The sequence below is a fragment of the Desulfobulbus alkaliphilus genome (assembly GCF_016918545.1).
GTDB lineage: Bacteria > Desulfobacterota > Desulfobulbia > Desulfobulbales > Desulfobulbaceae > Desulfobulbus > Desulfobulbus alkaliphilus.
In genome coordinates this window covers 1-431 of sequence record NZ_JAFFQC010000290.1, presented here as the reverse complement: position 1 = coordinate 431, position 431 = coordinate 1, and the positions used below count along the sequence as shown (strand labels likewise).

At 59.9% G+C, this 431-nt stretch carries 1 protein-coding gene; it reads left to right on the top strand.

The window, feature by feature from the left end:
- Positions 1 to 4: 4 nt before the first annotated feature.
- On the top strand, positions 5 to 431 hold a 427-nt coding region (locus JWG43_RS20940), incomplete at its 3' end, for an RNA polymerase factor sigma-32 (protein WP_205244403.1).

The window sequence follows — 431 nt, the reverse complement described above, 5'->3', positions numbered from 1 at the left end:
GTATATGGCTGCCAATAGTACGCTCGCGGTGATGTCGCCTGAACAAGGCCTGTCGCGCTATCTGACGGAAATCCGCAAATTTCCGATGCTGACCAAGGATGAGGAGTTCATGCTCGCCAAGCGTTGGTCTGAGCACCAGGACCCCGAAGCCGCCCACCGTCTCGTCACCTCGCACCTTCGTCTCGTGGCCAAGATCGCCATGGGGTATCGCGGCTACGGCCTGCCGATCGGCGAAGTCATTTCCGAGGGCAACGTCGGCCTGATGCAGGCCGTCAAGAAATTCGACGCCGATAAGGGCTTCCGCCTGGCGACCTACGCCATGTGGTGGATTCGCGCTTCGATCCAGGAATACATCCTGCGCAGCTGGTCGCTCGTGAAGATGGGCACCACCGCGGCGCAGAAGAAGTTGTTCTTCAACCTGCGCAAGGCCA